Genomic DNA, 15,023 nt, shown 5'->3' with positions numbered 1-15,023 from the left:
GCCCGCTCCGACCGCCCGGCACCGTCCGGGCGCTGCCGGCCTAGCCTACCCCAAGGGCGGCGGCGTGGCGGTTAGACTGTCCGGCCGAACCGGCCCCGCCGACGACTCAGTTTTCCATGCACGGCCTCAATCCCCCCCAACGCGCCGCCGTCCTGCACACCGATGGCCCCTTGCTCGTGCTCGCCGGCGCGGGCAGCGGCAAGACCCGCGTGATCGTCGAGAAGATCGCCCACCTGATCGCCTCGGGCCGGATGCCGGCCAAGCGCATCGCCGCGATCACCTTCACGAACAAATCCGCGAAGGAAATGCGCGAGCGCGTGGCCAAGCGCATCCGCGGCGACGCCGCCGACGGCCTGACCATCTGCACCTTCCACGCGCTGGGCTTGAAGTTCCTGCAGATCGAGCACGCCAAGCTCGGCCTGCGCCGCGGCTTCAGCGTGTTCGACAGCGACGACAGCAACGCTCAGATCAAGGACCTGCTGCCGGCCGGCACCAAGCCCGACGTGCTCGACGACATGCGCAACCTGATCTCGCGCGCGAAGAACGCCGGCCTGTCGCCGCAGCAGGCGCTGGCGCAGTCGCGCAGCCCGCGCGAGATCGAGGCGGCGACGATGTACGAGATGTACCAGGCGCGCCTGACCACCTTCAACGCGGTGGATTTCGACGACCTGATCCGCCTGCCGGTGCAATTGCTGGAAGCCGACAGCGAGGTGCAGCTGGCCTGGCGCGAGCGCATCGGCTATCTGCTGGTGGACGAGTGCCAGGACACCAACGACGCCCAGTACCGCCTGCTCAAGGCCATCGCCGGTCCGAGCGGGTTGTTCACCTGCGTGGGCGACGACGACCAGTCGATCTACGCCTGGCGCGGCGCCAATCCGGACAATCTGCTGGAGCTGGGCAAGGACTATCCGAGCCTGCAGATCGTCAAGCTGGAGCAGAACTACCGCTGCAGCAACCGCGTGCTGCGCGCGGCCAACGCGCTGATCGCCAACAACCCGCACGAGCATCCCAAGACGCTGTGGAGCGATCAGGCCGACGGCGAGCGCATCCGCGTGTGGGAATGCCGCGACAGCGCGCACGAAGCGGAAAAGGTCGCCAGCGAAATCCAGTTCCTGGCGCAGAAGAACGAAGCGCCGTGGATGGATTTCTGCATCCTGTTCCGCGGCAATCATCAAAGCCGCGTGCTGGAAAAAGCCCTGCAGTTGCTGCGCGTGCCGTATCACCTCAGCGGCGGCACCGCGTTCCTGGAGCGGCACGAGGTCAAGGACGCGCTGTCGTGGCTGCGCCTGATCGCCAACCCCGACGACGATGCCGCGTTCCTGCGCGCGGTGACCTCGCCCAAGCGCGAGATCGGCGCGACCACCTTGGCCAAGCTGGCGGAAATGGCCCAGCACGCGCATCTGCCGATGTCGCGCATGGCCGAGTCGATCAACGCGATCAAGCAACTCACGCCGCGCGCCGGCAATGCGCTGGATGGCTTCGTGCAGATCGTGCGTTCGCTGCGCGAAGAGGCCCAGCGCATCAGCCCGGCCGAACTGGTGGACGTGCTGGCCGAGCGCAGCGGTTTGCTCGCCTCGATCCGCGCGCAGTGCAAGGACGAAGCCAGTTATCAGCGGCGCAAGGAAAACCTGGCCGAGCTGTCGGGTTGGTTCGACGGCGGCAAGGGCTCGGGCCCGGGCGAACTGGCCGCGCAGTTGGCGCTGCTGTCGCATGCCGACAAGGGCGAGGCCGGCAACCAAGTGCGGTTGATGAGCCTGCACGCGGCGAAGGGGCTGGAATACCGTTACGTGTTCATCGTCGGCGTGGAAGACGGCAACCTGCCGCACGACGCCAGCCTCGACGAAGGCCGCCTGGACGAAGAGCGGCGGCTGATGTACGTGGGCATCACCCGCGCCAAGGAAGCGCTGTATCTGTCGCATTCGCGCGAGACACAGCGCTGGGGCGAGCGCATCCGGCTCAAGCCGAGCCGTTTCATCGACGAACTGCCGGCAGCCGAATTGCAGCGCGACGGCGCCGACCCGGTGGCCGATGCGGCGCGCAAGCATGAGCGGGCCACGGCGGGGTTCGCGGCGATCAAGGCGTTGTTGGAAGGGTAAGGCGGGGGAGCAAAAGCGAATCCCCCCTCCCCCCCTTTTTCAAAGGGGGGAACAGCAACAGCGTTCTCGCAGCGACACCCGGAAGCATCCTCACAACAGCTGGACAATGCGCCCCCTTTGAAAAAGGGGGCTGGCGCCTGCGCAACCCCAAGCAGGCGACACCACTCTCTGCGCCGGGGGATTTACCCCAACGGCCAGCGCCGCAGCACCATCGCAACGCCCCAAGACAATGCGCCCCCTTTGCAAAAGGGGGCTGGCGCCTGCGCAACCCCAAGCAAGCGACACCACTCTCTGCGCCGGGGGATTTGCCCCAACAGCCAACGCAAACCGCAACCCTTCCGCCACGACCCCGCCGCCCGAATCGGCTAGGCTTGCCCCACGTCCCCCGACCGCGCAACGCCATGTCCCTGCTGATCAACGCCTACTCCACGCTCGCCTCGCCGCCGCCTCCGGAATTCCTGCGCGCCACGCCGTCCCTGCGCGATCGCAGCGATCCGGAACTGGTGCCGCATCTGCAAGGCTTCGTCGGCTACGTGCTGAGCACCGTCACCGAAGGCATGGACGCGCGCACCTTCGGCGTGCTGCGCCACCTGCAGCGCGTGCAGACCCACTACAGCTTCGAAGTCGAAGACCGCGATTTCGACGCGCTCGCCGCCTGGGGCGAGGCCGCCAACGTGCTGTGCTTCCTGCCCGATGGCAGCGTGCGCGACGCCGCCGGCAACGTCCTGGTCAGCCGCGGCGAGCCCGCGATCGAAGCCGACGCCACCCTGCCGTATCCGCCCGACGCGCGCGAACGCAAGCAGCGCAGCGAGGCCGAACTCAAGCTGCTCGGCGCGCAGCCGCCCGCGCACTTGCCGCCGGTGCTCGGCGAAGGCGAGGTGCGCCTGCGTTCGGCGGAAGAAGCCATGCGCCGCATGCTCGCGCTGTGCGCGGTCGCGGTGCGCGCCGAATCGCTGAGTTCGCAGCCGCTGTCGGTGGACGACATCCAGGCCAAGCTCGGCCCGGGGGTGGCCGCATTGACCCCGGCCGAGCGCGCCTTCATCGACACCGACGCGCCCGACGAGGAAACCTGGGCCAATCACGGCTGGCGCTACGAAAGCGCGGCGCTGCTGCAATGGGCGCTGGGCCTGAGCGAGGCGCTGCCGCCGCCGACCGCGATCTGCGACGCCGGCGCGATCGCACGGGTGGCGATCGAACACGCCGACGAGGCGTCGATCGCGAGCGCGCGGCTGCGGCCGGTGGCGGAATTGCTCGACGCGCTCGACGCCGTGTACCGGCGCCACTGGCTGGTGCGGCAGGCGCGCCTGGATGAGCGCGATCCGCCGATCGGCCTGCATCCGAGCGTCGTCTACGAACGCCACTACGCCTTGAACTGGCTGCTGCGCTTCGACGAACAGGATTGGGACGAGGTCGGCACGCCGACCTGAGCGCCGCGGCGCGCGGCTCGGGCCGCGACGCCGCCGCGATCGGCGGATTCGCGCATACTTCCGGCATGAGCCTGAGCATCCGCAACGTCACCGCCGCCGACTATCCGGCGGTCCTCGCGCTGAACCTGGAATCCGAAGCGCTGATGAGTCCGCTCGACGCGCAGCGTCTGGCCGCGCTCGATCGCGAATCGGTCTACCACCGCGTCGCCTGCGACGGCGAGAAAATCGTCGCCTTCCTGCTCGCGTTCCGCGAAGGCGCCGACTACGACAGCCCCAATTACGTCTGGTTCGCCCAGCACTATCCGCGGTTTTTGTACGTCGATCGCATCGCCGTGGCCGCCAGCCATCGCGGCCGCAAACTCGGCGGACTGCTCTACGACGACCTGTTCGCGTTCGCGCGCGAGCGCGGCTTCGCGCAGATCGCGTGCGAGTTCTACATCGTGCCCTTCAACGAAGTGTCCAGCCGTTTCCACGCGCGCTACGGCTTCGGCGAAGTCGGCACCCAGTGGGTGGCAGGCGGCGCCAAGCAGGTCTCGCTGCAGATCGCGCCGGTGCCGGCCGCCGCCGCGCCGGCATGATGCCGCAGCTGCATCGCGTCGGCCTGCACCTGCGGCCGATCGCGATGAGCGATGCGCCGGCGTGGTTCGAGTATCTGTCGATGCCGGGCGCGGTCGAGCACACCAGTTGGGCGCTCGACGGCCTGCAAGTCCTGTATCCGCAGATCGCCGCGTCCAATCCGTTCAACCGCGATGCCGCCGCGCTGTTCGCGATCGTCGATGATCTGGATGAACTGATCGGCACGGTCGGCTTCCACACCGTCTGGGCCGCGCCGCGCGGCGGCGAGATGGCCTACAACCTGCATCCGGCGCATTGGGGCCTGGGCATCGCCAGCGAAGCCTGCGACGCGGTCGCGCAGTGGGCCTTCGCCGAGCGCGGTTACGCGCGCATCGACGCCTACGCCCTCGACAGCAACACGGCGAGCATGCGCGTGCTGGAGAAAAGCGGCTTCCAGCCGGTCGAACTGATGCGCGCCCTGCGCGTGGTGGACGGGCAGCCGCGCGACTTCTGGCGTTATCGGCGCGAACGCGGCTGAGAGCGTCCGGCTGCCGGCACTGGGCGCTGCGTCCTTGCCAGCGGAGCGGGGCGGGTCGATGATCGCCGCACTTCATCGTCGATGACGGAGATTGCCATGCGCCTGGTCCGATCGCTTCCGCTGCTGTGCCTGCTGCTTGCGAATGCCGCCTTCGCCGACGCGGCGAGCAAGCCCGAGTTCCTGAATTCGCCCGACCCGGACATGGCCAAGCTGCCGTTCTCCGAAGCGGTGCGCAGCGGCGATCTGTTGTTCCTGTCGGGCCAGATCGGCACTGTGCCCGGCAAGAACAACGCCCTGGCCGAAGGCGGCATCCGCGGCGAGGCCGAGCAGACCTTGAACAATGTGCGCGAGGTGCTGCAACGCCACGGCGCGTCGATGCGCGATGTCGTCAAGTGCACGGTATTCCTGGCCGACATCGGCGACTGGCCGGCCTTCAACGAGGTCTATCGCAAGCATTTCAGCGCGCCGTTCCCGGCGCGCAGCGCATTGGCGGCCTCGGGACTGGCGCTCGGCGCGAAGGTCGAGCTCGAATGCATCGCCCATTCGCCGCGTAAAGACAAATAAGGAGCGATATCAACGGTTGCTTGCACGCAGCTATTGCTTATTCGGTGCATGAGGCTGACATTCCCCGACTGTACGATCACAGGAATGGGTAATGACGCTTAGAATTGTCAGCAGCGAGCACGTCGAGCTTCACACGCAAGCCTTCGGCGATCCCACGCATCCGCCGGTGCTGCTGGTGATGGGCATGATGGCCTCGATGCTGTGGTGGCCGCAGGGCTTGTGCGAAGCGCTGGCGCGCAGCGGGCGCTATGTGATCCGTTACGACCAGCGCGACACCGGCCTGTCCACGAACTGCCCGCCCGGCGAGCCGAACTACGGCATGCTGGATCTGGCCGAGGACGTATTCCTCATCGCCGACGCTTACGGTTTCGATGCGCTGCATCTGGTCGGCATGTCGATGGGCGGAATGGTCGTTCAGCGCGCGGCGCTGGCGCATCCCGAGCGCGTTCTCAGCCTGTGCCTGGTCGGCACCTCGCCGCTGGGCCTCGACGGCCTGCCGCCGATGGACGCGGCTTACGCCGAACACTGCGAGACCGGCGAATCGGTGAATTGGTCCGATCCGGATGCGGCACTGGATTACGTCAGCCGCGACGTCGCCGCCGTCGCCTCGACCCGGCATCCGCACGATGCCGCCGCGGCCCGGGAGTTCGTTCGCGGCGACATCGCGCGCGCGCGCAACTTCGCCAGCGCGACCAATCATTTCGTGCTGGTGGACGGCGACGACACTCAGTTCCGGCATGTGCGCGAACTGAAAATGCCGGTGCTGGCGATCCACGGCAGCTCGGATCCGATCTTCCCCATCGGCCATGCCGAAGCGTTGGTAGCAGCGGTGAACGGCGCGAAATTGCTGCGCGTGGAAGGCGGCGGACACGATCTGCATCCAGCCGATTGGGCGGCGATTACCGAGGCGATCGTCGCGCATACCGGTTGAGCGGATCGGTCCCGGCGATCGTGACGCCGGGACGGCCCGCCGCGGTCAAGGCGCGGTCGCGCGCTGCGTGGCCAACAGTTCGTCGAGCGCGTTGTAGCTCGCGCGCATGCCGTGTTCCATCGGCGATCGCAGGGCGCCGTCGCGCGCCTGCTGGCTGGGATAGCGCACGGTATTGCGCAGGTAAGTGCGGCCGTCGCGTTCGCTGAACACCGTGGTGCCGGTAGCGTCCTCGGAAGCGAACGGCTCGACGAAGCGCTCGACGCCGGCGATGCGCTCGGGCGCGACGACTTCGTTATAGGTGCCGCGGATTTCCAGGCGGCCTTCGGCGTTGACCCACAGGTAGCGGAAATCGCCGCCCGCGCGCAGGTCGATGTCGCACACATCCAGCGACCAGCCGCCGAACACGCCGAACCAGCGCTTGAGCAGGGCCGGCGTGGTCCAGGCTTCGAACACGAGGTCGCGCGGGGCGTCGAACTCGCGGGTGATGACGATTTCGCGGTCGCCCTGGGCGACGATCTTCAGGGTGTCGGTGCTCACGGGGATTTCCTCTTGGCGGACTTGGCCGGTTGGGCCGATGCCTTGGCGGCGGTGGACGAGCGGGGCGCGGGTTTGGCCGCGGCGGCGCGCTCGCGTTTCATTTCTTCGAGCAGGGTGTCGAGCTGGCTGAAGCTGGATTCCCAGAAACGGCGGTATTCCTCCAGCCAGGCGCTGGCGTCGCCGAGTGCCTGCGCCTGAAGCCGGCACGGACGGCGCTGGGCGTCGCGGCCGCGGACGATCAGGCCGGCGCCTTCGAGCACCTTGAGGTGCTTGGAGATGGCCGGCTGGCTCATCGCGAACGGCTCGGCCAGCTCGTTGACCGAGGCTTCGCCCAAGGTGAGCCGGGCCAGGATCGCGCGCCGGGTGGGGTCGGCGAGGGCGGCGAAGGTGGCGTCGAGGCGGGTGACGGGCTGCATATATAACTCAGTAGTTATAAAACATATTGGCTATATACGGCGCGGCGGCGCGTGCGTCAAACCGGTTCCGACGAACGGTCGAGAATCGACACGCTTTTGCGCCGCGGCCTACACTCCCCGCCTTTCCCACGGACCCATCGCGCATGCAGATCCGCGCCCTGTCTCTGACCGCCCTTGCTTGCGCGCTCGCGCTGAGCGCCTGCAAACCCCAGCCGGGCCGGCCTGCCGATGCCGCCGCGCCGCCCGCCGCCGAGGCCAAGCCCGCGGCCGCGCCGGCTGCGGCCAAGACCGGCGCCGACGACAACCTCAACGCGGTGCTGTGGATGCAGCGCTCGGTCGAGTACCGCGCCAGCACCGAAACCATTTACCGCGCCGCCGCGGACAAGCTCGACCTCGCGCTCAAGCAGCCCAACTGGGACGCGCTGGTGCCGGAAGAACGCGGCAACTCGGCCAAGGGCCTCAAGCCGGCGGTGGTGATGGACGTGGACGAAACCGTGCTCGACAACTCGCCCTACCAGGCGCGGCTGGTGCGCGACGGCAAGGAATACGACGAGGTCACCTGGGACGCCTGGGTCGCGGAGAAAAAGGCCAAGCCGCTGCCGGGCGTGGTCGATTTCGCCAAGGCCGCGCAGGCTAAGGGCATCACCGTGCTGTACCTGTCCAACCGCGCCGTGCACCTGAAGGACGCGACCTTGGCCAACCTGCGCAGCGCCGGCCTGCCGGTCGCCGACGACTCGGTCTTCCTCGGCCTGGGCACGGTGGTCGAAGGCTGCGAGCAGAACGGCAGCGAGAAGAATTGCCGGCGCCTGCTGGCGGGCAAGCAGTACCGCGTGCTGATGCAGTTCGGCGACCAGATCGGCGATTTCGTCCAGGTCGTGGCGAACACGCCCGAAGGCCGCGACGCGCTGCTGAGCCAGTACCACGACTGGTTCGGCGAACGCTGGTGGATGCTGCCGAACCCGAGCTACGGTTCGTGGGAAGCGATGACCTTTAACAACGACTACAGCCAGCCGCGCGAAGCGCGCCGGCAGGCCAAGCGCGCCGCGCTGGATGTGGCGCCCTGAGCGCATCTCAGCCGATGGGGCGATTTACAGTTATTTATAATCAATAAGTTACATCGCAATACTTCAGGTGTTGCATTAACTTTGACGCGGCGTTAGGCTGCCGCCATCCCGGTGCCAGCCGGGGCCATGCCACAACTCGAAATCTATCGGCGCAAGTCGATTTGCAAGGAGGCTTCGGCCTCCTTTTCTTTTTGTATTCGAGGCAAGCGTGCCGCATGCCGCTGCGCGAATCCGTCGCGACCTGCGCGTCCGCCGAAGCGCCGCGCTCAATACGTCACGGTCACCGTAACGGTATCGCTGTAACTGCCCACGTTCGGCGTCTGCGGCGCGACGCGGCCGAACACGGTCTGCGATTGCGCGGTGCCGGTTCCGGTGCCGGCCTGGGTGTCGGTGCCGAGCGTGTTGCCCCAGCGCAGGGTGCGGCCTGTGTTGCGGTACAGCTCGTAGGTGACGAACTGGCCGCCGGCATTGCGCATGCGACGGATGCTGCCGCTGGCGTTGAGGCCGTTGTTCAAACCTATCTGCCAGGCGGTGCGGCCGGTGCAGATCAGGCCGATGTCGGTGGTGCGATCGACATTGGAGGTGATCAGTCCCGGCACGTTGCCGAAGGCGAGGTCGGGCACCGGCTTGGGCGTGAGCGTGCAGGTGTTGGGCACCGAGCCGTTGACGGTGAACGGAAACGAGCTGGGCGTGCCGGCGTCGCCGCCGCTGGTGCACGAGGCCGGCATCGGCGGGGTGCCGAGCAGTTGTTCGGCGTAACGGAACTCGATGCGCGTGTCGGCGGCGGCGGTGAAACGGTTGGTGTAAGTGCCGGCGTTGAGCGCGGTCTGCGCGGGGATGCGGCCGTACAAGGTCGTGGTGATGGTCTGACTGCCGCCGATCAGCAACACGTCGTAATCGAATTGCAGCGGCAGGAAATTGGGCACGGTGGCGTCGCCGCGCGCGCCCCAGATCGAACTGCGCGCCGCGTCGGTGTAGAGCTGCATCTGCAGCGGATCGTTGAAACTGTTGATCATGCGCCGCGGCGCCAGCGTGCCGCCGCCGTCGGTGCCGCTGAAGATGCTCACGCACATGTTGACGCGCGCGCGCGCCAGCAGCGACAGCGCGCCAGTCGTGCAGGTCACGGTGAGCGTGGCGGTGGCATCGCTGATCGCGCCGGTGGTGGCGGGGAAATTCAGGTTGGTCATGCTCGCGGTGCAGGTGGTGTTGGCGCGCGCCGGTTGCCATACCAGCAGTAGACCCGCGATCAGTACGAGCAGCCAACGGTTCATGGCGACCCCTGCGCAGTGCACGGCAGCGGGCCGATGCGGGCGATGCCCTGCGCGTCGGCCGGATAGTCGAAACGCACGCGGCACGAACCGGCCGGCGTATCCACGCGCAGGTCGTTGTGGTCCTGCAGCGATTCCAGATAGACCTCGCCGTCGTAACCCACCACCGCGTCTGTGCCGGGTCCGTGCACGCGCGTGCCGACCGCCAGCGCCTGGCCGGCGGCATCGTGCAGGATCAGCACCGCCGCGCGGATCTTCTGGATCGAGAAGCGCACCACGGTACCCGCGCGATCCTTCGGCGTGGCCTGGGTCTCGACCTCATCGAGCTTGGTGTCGGACGGCAGTTCCATCGGATCGATGCCGATGCGGTTGCGTTGCCAGGCGTTGAGCGGCGTCACCAGCAGCATGCCGTCGCGATCGGTGCGGCCATACGGGCGGTTTTCCAGCAGCACCGGCACGCCGGCCACGCCGGTGGACACCACCGCGAACGCGTCGCTGACGTTGCGCGAGGCGAACACGTGGCCGCCCATCCACACCAGCGCGCCGCTGGCGCTGGCGTAGCCGTAGTCGTTGTCGCCCTGACGGGCCAGGCCGAGGTTGAAGCGGCCGGTCCCGGTCAGCCAGCCCACTTCGGCCAGCCCGCCTTCCTCGCCGTCGCCGCCGCGCGCCTGCAGGCGCCAGCCGAAACCGCCGTCGCCGGGGATCGGCCGGGTCAGCTCGATCACGCCCTGATCGAGATCGCGCGCGCGCTGCACCGACACGTTGAGTTGGGTGCTGCGATGGTCGCGGTCTTCCAGGTTCAGGCTGAAACCCAGGAACACGTTGCGGTCTTCGTCGCGATCCAGGTTCTGGTTGTAGGACAGGCTCAGCGCGGCGCGGCCGCCGAAGCTGCGGCTCCAGGTCGCGCTGGCGTAGCGCGCCGGCGTTTCGCCGCGATAGAGCAGGCGCACATAGCTCAAGCCCAGGCTGCCCAGGCGCGAGTCGCTCCAGCTGATCACCGCGCGTTCGCTGACGCGCGGCGCGCCCAGTCCGTAACGCGAGGCGACGTCGCGGTAATCGCCGTGCGTGCGTTGCGTGTCGGCGGAGAAATTGAAGCGGCCGTTGCTCCAGTTGTAGGCCGCCGCATACAGCCAACCGCTGTCGCCGCCCTCGCGCCCGTGCGCGAGCGAGGCGCTGACCACGCCGGCCCGGCCGAGCAGCCACACGCCGCCGGCGCCGGCATTGACCACGCCGTCGCCGCCTTCGCCATGCGCTTCGACGGTGAAGCGGTCGCTGACGCCGTAGCGCAGATCGCCGCTGAGCAAGGGCTCGTTGCCGTAGGAGAACGAACGCACCGCATAGTCCTCGCGCGCCAGGCCGACGCTGAGCGACCAGTCCGACAAACCCTTGGCGAGTAGTTGTTGCGCGGCATAGAACGGGAAGTCGAGCGTGCGCGTGCGGCCGAACGCGTCGGTGACCACCAGTTGCGCGTTGCCGGCGCCGGTGATGCCGGGAATGGTCGCCAGCTGGAACGGCCCGGGCGCGACTTCGCCGCTGTACTGGCGGATGCCGTTGACGTACAGATCCACCGCCGACGGCACCGAGACTTCGCCGAGCAAGGTCGGCAGCGGCGTGGTGATGCGATACGGCTGCAGGCCGAAGTCGCGGCCGATGCGCACGCCGCCCAGGCGCAGCGGCCGGCTCCAGTCGAGTTGGCCGCTGATCACATCGCCCACGGTCACGCTGAACATCGATTCGGGTTTCGACCAGCGCCAACTGCTGTCCAATCGCACCGAGTCGGTGCGGCGCGGATCGCCCTGCGTCTTGTAGCTGCGGGTGACCGCGGTCTGGCTGAGCACGCCGCCGCCCAGGCCGAAGGCGCGCAATTCGGCGAAGGCGGTGGTGTTGTCGCCGCGATCGTCGCGGCTGGCATAGAAGTCGTAGTTGAGCAGCAGGCCGGGCGAGGCGCTGGCGACGGGAATGTCCGCGCCGGGCGTGTTGAGGCGCGTGGTCGCCAGCGACAGCAGCGACAGCGGCGCATCGATCGCCACGCGCTGGACCGAGGCGTCATAGCGCACGGCGACGCCGGGCAGGCTGTCGGGGGCGAGGGTTTCGCCGTCGTCGCGGCCGTCCAGCACGAAGCCGATCGCGCGCAGCGTGGCGACGCTGGCGTAGAGGCGGCCGTCGCGCAGCTCGAACGGATGCGGCGCGCCGTAGGGCGTCTGGTTGAGGCTGACTTCCAGGTACACCGCCATGTTGGCGGCGGGCGCGTGGCCTCCCGCCTGCCAGCCATCGGCGCGCGCGATCGGCAACGGCGGCGGTTCGGCCGCATGGCCCAGCGTCGATGCCAGGAGCAGTCCGGCCGGCATGGCTTCAGCGAGCCGGTGGGTCCAGCGCCAGAGCCTGCTCGTCGGATTCGCCATTGATCCTCGCCTTGAACGTGCCCGGGCCGCGGAGCAGATCCGCCGGAGCCTGCAAGGCCCAGCGCATGCGCTGGCCGGGCAGGGCATAGCCCAGCAAGCCGGGCGCGATCGGATGACGGCTTCCCTGCGCATCGACGAACGTCAGATCGGCCAGTTGCGCGTGCTGGCCGCCGCTGTTGGCGACCGCCAGCCACGGGCGCTCGCCTTCGAAACTCAGCTGCGCGCGCAGCTCGGGCCGGATCGGCGCGTCCGAGGCCGGCGCCACGAACACCGGCACCGAGTAACGCAACACGAACTGCAGACCGCTTTGTTTCGGGTCCTGCGGCGGCGGCAGCTCATCGACGATCAGCCGATAGCTGGTTTCGCTGTCCGGCGGCGCGCCCAGGCGGATCACCCGCACCAGCTGCCGCGCGCCCGGCGCCAGTTCGATCATCGGCGGGCTGATCGCCAGCCCCTGGCTGGATTCGAAACGCTCGCCGCCGTTTTCCTGCAGCCAGCGGAACACGCGCACCTGCGCGCGCAGGGTCGTGGTGCCGGTGTTGTTGAGCCACAGCGCGTCGGCCTGCTGGCTGGCGCGCAGCGTGAGCGAGGTCGGGGTGACCTGCAGCCCGGCCGCCTCGGCCGGTGCCGACCAGGGCGCCAGCGCCAGGGCGGCGCATAGCGCGAGCGTTGCCGCGGCGGCGCGGACTGCCTGAAGGAGCCGGCCGCTGATCATCGCTGGATTCAATAAGTGACCGTGGCGACTACCAGGTCATTGTAAGTACCAGCGGGAAAGTTGGCGCTGGGGGTCCGGCCGTAGACGGGCACGTTGACCGCCGCGCCGGTGCCGCTGCCGGCCAGGACGTTGCCGCCGACGCCGGTGGTGCTGCCCCAGACATCGCCAGGACCGCGCGCACTGTCCCGGTACAGCTGATACGGCACCAGATTGGCGCCGGAGGCCATCTTGCGGCTATTGACGTCGGTGCCGTTCTGGCCGTTGTCCAGGGCGATGGTGTAGGCCGTGCCCGGGGTGCAGTTGATGGTCAGCTGGCCCTGCTGATCGACGTTGGTGGCGATCGAGGAGACCGAGCCGAAATTGACCGGCAGCGTCGCGACGGTGTGGATGTCGCAGATGCTGGTGATGGTGATGGTGACGTTGAGATTGGTCGTGTCGACCGCCGCGAAGGCGGGAGCGGCGGCGGCCAGGGCGAGTACGGCTACGAAAAGACGGCTCGGGGTAGGACGCATGGTCGTTCTCCTGCGCTTGCGCGCGTTGGCGAACCGGAAATCACCGGTTTTACCTATTTGGAACGCATAAAACATGCCATAGGCCGCACCTTATCCGGACATAAACGGACATAGGGTGATGAGGATCACGGGACGGCCCCCCAGCCCTGTTCAGGGGCAAATCTGCGATTTGGTTCGCATCCGCGCCGAGACCAAATTCGGGCGCAGGCTGTGCCCATCGGGTCAGCTACTGCCGGTGCGGGGCGGAAAAGTGAGGAAGCGTGAGCCGACGGCTTGTGCCGGTCGGGAGGCTTGGCCAAGATGCCTGCCTGCGGATGCTCCTCCGCGAATGGGGGAGCCCCGATGTCCATCATCCGACACGCCCGCATCGCCGTGCTGACGACCGCCGTGCTGGCGGCCGCTGCCGCGTGCGGGCCCGAGCCGGCGCCGGTCGAGGCCGTGCCGACTTTGCCGGCCCAGGCGGTGAGCCAGCTGGCCCGCGACCTGCGCCGCAACGACCTGGCCGCCTACGCCCGCCACGCCGTGCCGCCGGCCCTGCACGCCCGGCTGGAAACCGCCTGGAGCGAGGGCCGCACGGTCTGGCCGCTGACCGAGCTGCCGCTGGACGACCGCTTCCCCGCCTTCATCGCCGCGCTGGCCGAGCAGGACGCCGAACGCAAGCTGGTGGCGACCTACCGCCGCCAGTTCGCCGGCGCCGATGCCGAGCTGCGCTCGGCCGCCAAGACCCTGGGCCTGTTCGCGACCCAGTACGTGCGCAGCGAGCCGGACTACAGCCAGGCCGAGCGCGATCACCATGCGCAGTTGATCGGGGTGATGAGCGATTGGGCGCAGACGGCGCCGTTGGGCGATTCGAAGCGGGCGCGGGAGGCGATACCCCAGTTGGTCTCGGCCGCGCGCGCCACCGGCCTGGCCGCGCCGGACGCCTTCGCCAAGGCCGGCATGGACCGCAGCCTGCGCCGGCTCGGGCCGTTCGTGGAGCGGCTCAAGCAGGTGCTCGGCGGCTACGGCCTCAACCTGGACGCGGCGCTGGACGGCCTGGACGCCGCCCTGGCCGAGCAGACCGGCGACACCGCGCGGGTGCGGATTCGCTATGAACTGGCCGGCGAAGCGGTCGATGCCTACGTGCTGGTCGAGCGCATCGACGGCCGCTGGTACCTCAGCGACGTGCTGCGCCATGCCCAGCGCGAGGCCGACGCCCCGGCCAAGGCGCCGTCCTCGCCGGCGGTCGCCGAGCGGCTGGCAGCGGTGGCCAAGTTGCAGGGACGCGCGCGGGTGCCCGCGGCCAAGCCGGTGGTGCCGGCCAATGCGGCCGGCAGTGCAAATCCCGCCGGCAGCGCGGGTGCGGCGAATCCGGCCGCGCCCGCGGTCCAGGCGCCGGCCGCGACCGACCCGCCCGCGGCTGCGCCGAAACCGGCGCCGCCCGCCGCCGTTCCCGCCCCGGCCGCGCCCAAGCCGCACTGACGCGCCGGTGACCGCGGCATCGACCCGCGGGCCACACCGCCGTCCCGTCGCCGATCCGCCCGCTCCGGCCCGTGTGGGCGGGCCGCGCGCGCAAGCCGAATAGGCATAATGCCGGCAATGCCGAAACAGACGCCCCTGCCTTTCCCCGACGCTGCCCCGGCCGACGCCAACGCGTCCGCCGGCGAGTCCGCGCCGCCGCCGGCCGGTCAACCCGAGCCGGCCGCCGAACGCGATCCCGGTGGCGCCAGCGCGAATCCGCTCATAGACAACATGCCTCAAGCGTCCGTTCCGAACGATTCCGATCCGACCCCGACCGACCCGACCGCCGCCGCCCAGGCGAGGCCGCCGGCTGCCGCCGAGTCCGCCAGCGCCGCCGCCGCCGGGGGCTCCGTGTCGGCCGCCGAGCTGCCGACCGAAGCGGTGCGGGCATCGGCCGATCCCGCCTCCGTGCCGGCCGCCGCGGTTCACGCACCGGCGCCGGGCGACTCCAGCCTCGAAGCGACCGCCGCGGTGCCCGGACCCGAAGCCCCCGCCGCC

The 15,023-nt window shown here is 69.1% G+C and carries 14 protein-coding genes; 8 read left to right on the top strand and 6 right to left on the bottom strand.

All coding sequences use genetic code 11. The annotated features are described in order from the left end of the window. Positions 1-116: 116 nt before the first annotated feature. The 6 genes from LG3211_RS23775 to LG3211_RS23750 all read left to right on the top strand — a co-directional run bounded on the left by LG3211_RS23775 (position 117) and on the right by LG3211_RS23750 (position 6,111). A complete protein-coding gene (locus tag LG3211_RS23775) occupies positions 117-2,096 on the top strand; it encodes a UvrD-helicase domain-containing protein (RefSeq protein WP_057945013.1) in 1,980 nt (659 codons plus the stop codon). A gap of 401 nt (positions 2,097-2,497) precedes the next feature. Beyond that, positions 2,498-3,523 carry a DUF4272 domain-containing protein gene (locus LG3211_RS23770; RefSeq protein ID WP_057945012.1) on the top strand — a complete coding sequence of 342 codons (1,026 nt, stop codon included), beginning with the start codon at positions 2,498-2,500 and terminating at the stop codon, positions 3,521-3,523. Further along, complete coding sequence (locus tag LG3211_RS23765; protein WP_237049802.1) at positions 3,496-4,101, top strand: GNAT family N-acetyltransferase; 606 nt, start codon at positions 3,496-3,498, stop codon at positions 4,099-4,101. Before LG3211_RS23770 ends, LG3211_RS23765 begins: the two co-directional genes overlap by 28 nt. After that, positions 4,098-4,616, top strand: a complete 519-nt coding sequence (locus LG3211_RS23760; RefSeq protein ID WP_057945011.1) for a GNAT family N-acetyltransferase — start codon at positions 4,098-4,100, stop codon at positions 4,614-4,616. Before LG3211_RS23765 ends, LG3211_RS23760 begins: the two co-directional genes overlap by 4 nt. Before the next feature lie 96 nt (positions 4,617-4,712). Next, positions 4,713-5,180 carry a RidA family protein gene (locus LG3211_RS23755; protein ID WP_057945706.1) on the top strand — a complete coding sequence of 156 codons (468 nt, stop codon included), beginning with the start codon at positions 4,713-4,715 and terminating at the stop codon, positions 5,178-5,180. A gap of 91 nt (positions 5,181-5,271) precedes the next feature. Then, on the top strand, positions 5,272-6,111 hold the full coding sequence (locus LG3211_RS23750) for an alpha/beta fold hydrolase (RefSeq protein WP_057945010.1): 840 nt from the start codon (positions 5,272-5,274) through the stop codon (positions 6,109-6,111). Positions 6,112-6,156: 45 nt separating this feature from the next. Here LG3211_RS23750 and LG3211_RS23745 read toward each other — a convergent pair whose 3' ends face one another. Beyond that, positions 6,157-6,648, bottom strand: a complete 492-nt coding sequence (locus LG3211_RS23745) for an SRPBCC family protein (RefSeq protein ID WP_057945009.1) — start codon at positions 6,646-6,648, stop codon at positions 6,157-6,159. After that, a complete protein-coding gene (locus LG3211_RS23740; RefSeq protein ID WP_083512802.1) occupies positions 6,645-7,064 on the bottom strand; it encodes an ArsR/SmtB family transcription factor in 420 nt (139 codons plus the stop codon). The genes LG3211_RS23745 and LG3211_RS23740 overlap by 4 nt, the downstream gene beginning before the upstream one ends. A gap of 143 nt (positions 7,065-7,207) precedes the next feature. On the opposite strand from LG3211_RS23740, the gene LG3211_RS23735 reads away from it, so the two are divergent. Then, positions 7,208-8,128: a 5'-nucleotidase, lipoprotein e(P4) family gene (locus LG3211_RS23735; RefSeq protein WP_057945008.1), complete on the top strand. Its 921-nt coding sequence runs from the start codon at positions 7,208-7,210 to the stop codon at positions 8,126-8,128. 266 nt (positions 8,129-8,394) lie between these two features. Here the strand turns inward: LG3211_RS23735 and LG3211_RS23730 are convergent, their stop codons facing one another. The 4 genes from LG3211_RS23730 to LG3211_RS23715 are packed head-to-tail and all read right to left on the bottom strand — an operon-like array spanning position 8,395 to position 13,025. Beyond that, entirely contained in the window at positions 8,395-9,399 is a 1,005-nt protein-coding gene (locus LG3211_RS23730; protein ID WP_057945007.1) for a Csu type fimbrial protein, read from the bottom strand. Further along, positions 9,396-11,744, bottom strand: coding sequence for a fimbria/pilus outer membrane usher protein (locus tag LG3211_RS23725; RefSeq protein WP_425479986.1), 2,349 nt, complete (start codon positions 11,742-11,744; stop codon positions 9,396-9,398). The genes LG3211_RS23730 and LG3211_RS23725 overlap by 4 nt, the downstream gene beginning before the upstream one ends. Positions 11,745-11,748: 4 nt before the next feature. Continuing rightward, entirely contained in the window at positions 11,749-12,513 is a 765-nt protein-coding gene (locus LG3211_RS23720) for a fimbrial biogenesis chaperone (protein WP_057945005.1), read from the bottom strand. Between the two features lie 8 nt (positions 12,514-12,521). Next, positions 12,522-13,025, bottom strand: coding sequence for a Csu type fimbrial protein (locus LG3211_RS23715; protein WP_057945004.1), 504 nt, complete (start codon positions 13,023-13,025; stop codon positions 12,522-12,524). A gap of 342 nt (positions 13,026-13,367) precedes the next feature. Here LG3211_RS23715 and LG3211_RS23710 point away from each other — a divergent pair, with 342 nt between their 5' ends. Further along, positions 13,368-14,486, top strand: a complete 1,119-nt coding sequence (locus LG3211_RS23710) for a hypothetical protein (protein WP_057945003.1) — start codon at positions 13,368-13,370, stop codon at positions 14,484-14,486. Positions 14,487-15,023 lie beyond the last annotated feature (537 nt).

The organism is Lysobacter gummosus (assembly GCF_001442805.1).
Classification (GTDB): domain Bacteria; phylum Pseudomonadota; class Gammaproteobacteria; order Xanthomonadales; family Xanthomonadaceae; genus Lysobacter; species Lysobacter gummosus.
This window is presented reverse-complemented; position numbering and strand designations above follow the sequence as displayed.

Bases quoted from the DNA above. Each gene is read 5' to 3' on its own strand.
- LG3211_RS23775 (WP_057945013.1), top strand. From the start codon at position 117: ATGCACGGCCTCAATCCCCCCCAACGCGCCGCCGTCCTGCACACCGAT.
- LG3211_RS23770 (WP_057945012.1), top strand. From the start codon at position 2,498: ATGTCCCTGCTGATCAACGCCTACTCCACGCTCGCCTCGCCGCCGCCT.
- LG3211_RS23760 (WP_057945011.1), top strand. From the start codon at position 4,098: ATGATGCCGCAGCTGCATCGCGTCGGCCTGCACCTGCGGCCGATCGCG.
- LG3211_RS23755 (WP_057945706.1), top strand. From the start codon at position 4,713: ATGCGCCTGGTCCGATCGCTTCCGCTGCTGTGCCTGCTGCTTGCGAAT.
- LG3211_RS23750 (WP_057945010.1), top strand. From the start codon at position 5,272: ATGACGCTTAGAATTGTCAGCAGCGAGCACGTCGAGCTTCACACGCAA.
- LG3211_RS23740 (WP_083512802.1), bottom strand. From the start codon at position 7,064: ATGCAGCCCGTCACCCGCCTCGACGCCACCTTCGCCGCCCTCGCCGAC.
- LG3211_RS23735 (WP_057945008.1), top strand. From the start codon at position 7,208: ATGCAGATCCGCGCCCTGTCTCTGACCGCCCTTGCTTGCGCGCTCGCG.
- LG3211_RS23730 (WP_057945007.1), bottom strand. From the start codon at position 9,399: ATGAACCGTTGGCTGCTCGTACTGATCGCGGGTCTACTGCTGGTATGG.
- LG3211_RS23725 (WP_425479986.1), bottom strand. From the start codon at position 11,744: ATGCCGGCCGGACTGCTCCTGGCATCGACGCTGGGCCATGCGGCCGAA.
- LG3211_RS23720 (WP_057945005.1), bottom strand. From the start codon at position 12,513: ATGATCAGCGGCCGGCTCCTTCAGGCAGTCCGCGCCGCCGCGGCAACG.
- LG3211_RS23715 (WP_057945004.1), bottom strand. From the start codon at position 13,025: ATGCGTCCTACCCCGAGCCGTCTTTTCGTAGCCGTACTCGCCCTGGCC.
- LG3211_RS23710 (WP_057945003.1), top strand. From the start codon at position 13,368: ATGTCCATCATCCGACACGCCCGCATCGCCGTGCTGACGACCGCCGTG.